The 3,720-nt window shown below is 71.5% G+C and carries 3 protein-coding genes; all 3 read left to right on the top strand.

Annotated elements, in window-relative coordinates; translation table 11 throughout:
* The first annotated feature begins 224 nt into the window (after window positions 1-224).
* Genes ACWF9Z_RS26875 through ACWF9Z_RS26865 form a run of 3 tightly spaced genes read left to right on the top strand, consistent with a single transcriptional unit; the run spans window position 225 to window position 3,628 of the window.
* A complete protein-coding gene (locus ACWF9Z_RS26875) occupies window positions 225-1,247 on the top strand; it encodes a carbohydrate ABC transporter permease (protein ID WP_453605980.1) in 1,023 nt (340 codons plus the stop codon).
* Window positions 1,248-1,294: 47 nt separating this feature from the next.
* Entirely contained in the window at window positions 1,295-2,131 is an 837-nt protein-coding gene (locus tag ACWF9Z_RS26870; RefSeq protein ID WP_453606084.1) for a carbohydrate ABC transporter permease, read from the top strand.
* A gap of 6 nt (window positions 2,132-2,137) precedes the next feature.
* Window positions 2,138-3,628, top strand: a complete 1,491-nt coding sequence (locus ACWF9Z_RS26865; protein WP_453605978.1) for a glycoside hydrolase family 3 protein — start codon at window positions 2,138-2,140, stop codon at window positions 3,626-3,628.
* Window positions 3,629-3,720: the final 92 nt, after the last annotated feature.

Raw genomic sequence — 3,720 nt, 5'->3', positions numbered from 1 at the left:
GGCCCCCGGGCGGGCGCGCCCGCGGGGGGGGGCGGGCGCGCCCCCCCACACCCCCCCGCCCCCCTCCCCCCCCGCCCCCCCGCCGGCCCGGGGGGGGGGGGGGGGGGGGGCCCCCCCGCCCCCCCCCCCCGCCCCCGGTCGCGCATTGACAGACGTAAGCGCCGCCCGCTCCGAGCGGGGAAGCGGGTGCGAGTCGCCACAGTCAACCGCGAGGAAGCCAAGACATGACCGTGCACTCCCAGGGAGCGGCGACCTCCGCTCCACAGGACGCACCACCGAAGTCCGCCGGGCCGGCCGCGACACCGCCGCCCACCGGAGCCGGGGCAGCGTCCACGTCTCCTCGCGGGGGCAGGAAGCCGCTCCCCTCAGGGTGGTTGCCCTACCTCCTGATCGGGCCCGCCGTGCTCAGCATGGTGACCCTGCTGCTGTACCCGCTGATCAAGAACATCATCCTGTCGTTCCAGAAGGTCGACAAGATCGAGTTCATCCAGCGGAAGGCGCCGTTCAACGGCGTGGGGAACTACACCCAGCTGCTCGGTGACGCGCAGTTCTGGACCGTGGTGGTCCGCAGCTTCGTCTTCACCGCGGCCAACGTCTTCCTGATCATGGTGGTCGGCAGTCTCGTCGGGCTCCTGCTGAACCGGCTCGGCACGTGGATGCGCCTGGTCCTGTCGATGGCGCTCGTGATGGCCTGGGCGATGCCGATCGTCGCCTCCGTGACCGTCTTCCAGTGGCTGTTCGACGAGCAGTTCGGCGTGATGAACTGGCTGATGCGCACGCTCGGTTTCAGCGGCTACGACCAGCACAACTGGTTCGAGTCCGGCCTGTCCACCCTGGTGATCATCACGGTGCTGGTGGCCTGGGGCTCCATCCCCTTCGTCGCCCTCAACATGTACGCGGCCCTGACCACCATCAGCGGCGAGATGTACGAGGCCGCCCGCATGGACGGCGCCAACGGCTGGCAGACCTTCTGGCAGGTCGTCTTCCCGAACCTCAAGTCGTTCTTCCTGGTCACGACGTTCCTCGAGGTCATCTGGGTCTTCAAGGCCTTCACCCAGGTCTACGCGATGAACAAGGGCGGCCCCGACCGCGGCTCCGAGACGCTGACGATCTACGCGTACGTCGAGGGCCAGAGCCAGTTCCACTACGGCCTGGCCGCGGCGATCTCCGTGCTGACGATCGTGATGCTCGTGATCGTCATGTCCTTCTACTTCCGTCTGATCCTGAAGCAGGAGGAGGAGCAGTGAGCACGACCACCGCCCCGAAGCCCGCGCCGTCCGCGAAGCCCCGGCAGCTGCGCAACCGCCGGCCCGTCCGCCCCGCCGCGGTCGCCAAGAACGTCGGCGCCCTGCTGCTGGCCGTCGTCTTCGTCTTCCCCGTCTACTGGATGTTCTCCTCGGCGCTCAAGCCGTCCAGCGAGATCCTCTCCAAGGACCCCGTCTTCGTCTTCACCCCGACGATGGACAACTTCACCAAGGCCACCGGCGTCGACCTGTTCTGGACCTACGTCACCAACAGCCTCGTCGTCACCGTCGGCGCCGTCGCGCTCGCCCTGGTCGTCGCCCTCGCCGCGAGCTTCGCCATCGCCCGCATGAAGTTCAAGGGCCGCAAGGGCCTCATCCTCGGCGTGATGATGGCCCAGATGGCTCCCTGGGAGGTCATGGTCATCGCGATGTACATGATCGTCCGTGACGCCGAGATGCTGAACAACCTCGCCGTACTGACCGCGATCTACTTCGTGATGGTCCTCCCCTTCACCATCTGGACCCTGCGCGGCTTCATCGCCGCCGTCCCGGTGACCCTGGAGGAGGCCGCCCAGATCGACGGCTGCACCCGCGGCCAGGCCTTCCGCAAGGTGATCTTCCCCCTGCTGGCACCCGGCCTCATGTCCACCTCGCTCTTCGGCTTCATCACGGCCTGGAACGAGTTCGCGATGGTCCTGATCCTGAACAAGGACAAGTCCGCGCAGACCCTGCCGCTCTGGCTGACCCAGTTCCAGACGGCCTTCGGCAACGACTGGGGCGCCACCATGGCGGCGTCCTCGCTCTTCGCGGTGCCGGTCCTGCTCATCTTCGTCTTCCTCCAGCGCAAGGCCGTCGGCGGAATGACCGCCGGCGCCGTGAAGGGATAACGGCCCATGACTGTCCTTGCGCAGCACACGGACACCCTGACCCAGGACGCCCTCGCGGTCCTCCAGCCCGGCTTCGAGGGCACCACCGCACCCGCCTGGCTGCTCCGCCGGGTGTCGGAAGGCCTCACCTCCGTCGGCCTCTTCGGCCGCAACATCGCCTCGCCCGAGCAGCTCGCCGCGCTGACCGCGCAGCTGCGCGCCGAGCGGGACGACGTCCTGGTCGCCATCGACGAGGAGGGCGGCGACGTCACCCGCCTGGAGGTGCGGGGCGGTTCGTCCTTCCCCGGCAACCTCGCGCTCGGCGCCGTGGACGACACCGACCTGACCCGCGACGTCGCCCGCGAGCTCGGCCGCCGCCTCGCCGACTGCGGGGTCAACCTCAACTGGGCCCCGTCCGCGGACGTCAACTCCAACCCGGACAACCCGGTCATCGGCGTACGGTCCTTCGGCGCCGACACCCACCTCGTCGCCCGGCACACCGCCGCGTACGTCGAGGGCCTCCAGGCCGCCGGGGTCGCCGCCTGCACCAAGCACTTCCCGGGCCACGGCGACACCAACGTCGACTCGCACCACGCGCTGCCGCGCATCGACGTGGACCTCGACACTCTGGCCGCGCGCGAACTCGTACCGTTCCGGGCCGCCATCGAGGCCGGCACCAAGGCCGTCATGAGCGCGCACATCCTGGTGCCCGCCCTGGACCCGACCCGCCCGGCCACCCTCAGCCCGCAGATCCTGACCGGTCTGCTGCGCAAGGAGCTCGGCTACGAGGGCCTCATCGTCACCGACGGCATGGAGATGAACGCCATCGCCGGGACGTACGGCATCGAGCGCGGCTCGGTCCTGGCCATCGCGGCCGGAGCCGACGCGATCTGCGTCGGCGGCGGGCTCGCCGACGAGCAGACCGTGCTGCGCCTGCGCGACGCGCTGGTCGCGGCCGTACGCGACGGGTCGCTCCCGGGGGAGCGGCTCGCCGAGGCCGCCGCGCGGGTGCGCGCGCTGGCCGAATGGACCCGCCAGGTCCGCCGGGGCGCGCTGTCGGAGGGGAACAGCGCGCCCGGCATCGGCCTGGCCGCGGCCCGCCGCGCGGTGACGGTGACCGGCTCGCCGGCCGCCGCCGCCCCGGTCAACGCGCCGTACGTCGCCACGCTCGCGCCCGTCGCGAACGTGGCGGTCGGGGACGAGACCCCGTGGGGCGTGGCCGGGGAACTGGCCGCGCTGATCCCGGGCACGGAGGCGGGCGTGTACCCGCGGGGTGCGGTGGCCGCCGAGATCCTGGCGGCCGCGGGGAACCGCACCGTCGTCGCGGTGGTCCGCGACGCGCACCGGCACCCGTGGATGACCGAGGCCCTGAACGCGCTCGTCGCGGCGCGGCCGCAGACGATCGTCGTCGAGATGGGCCTGCCGCGGGCCGAGCCGCGCGGCGCGCTGCACATCGCGACGTACGGGGCGGCCCGGGTGTGCGGCAAGGCCGCCGCCGAGGTGATCGCGGGGGTGTAGCGGCCCGCGCGGGGCTGCCGTGGCTCCGCCCCGGGCCCCGGGCGCGCCAAAACGCCGGCGGGGGGGGTGGCAGCCCCCCCCCTCGAGTATAA

The sequence above is a fragment of the Streptomyces sp. NPDC054961 genome, from assembly GCF_053609145.1.
The sequence above is the reverse complement of the archived record's forward strand: the minus strand, read 5'-3'. Positions and strand labels throughout refer to the sequence as shown.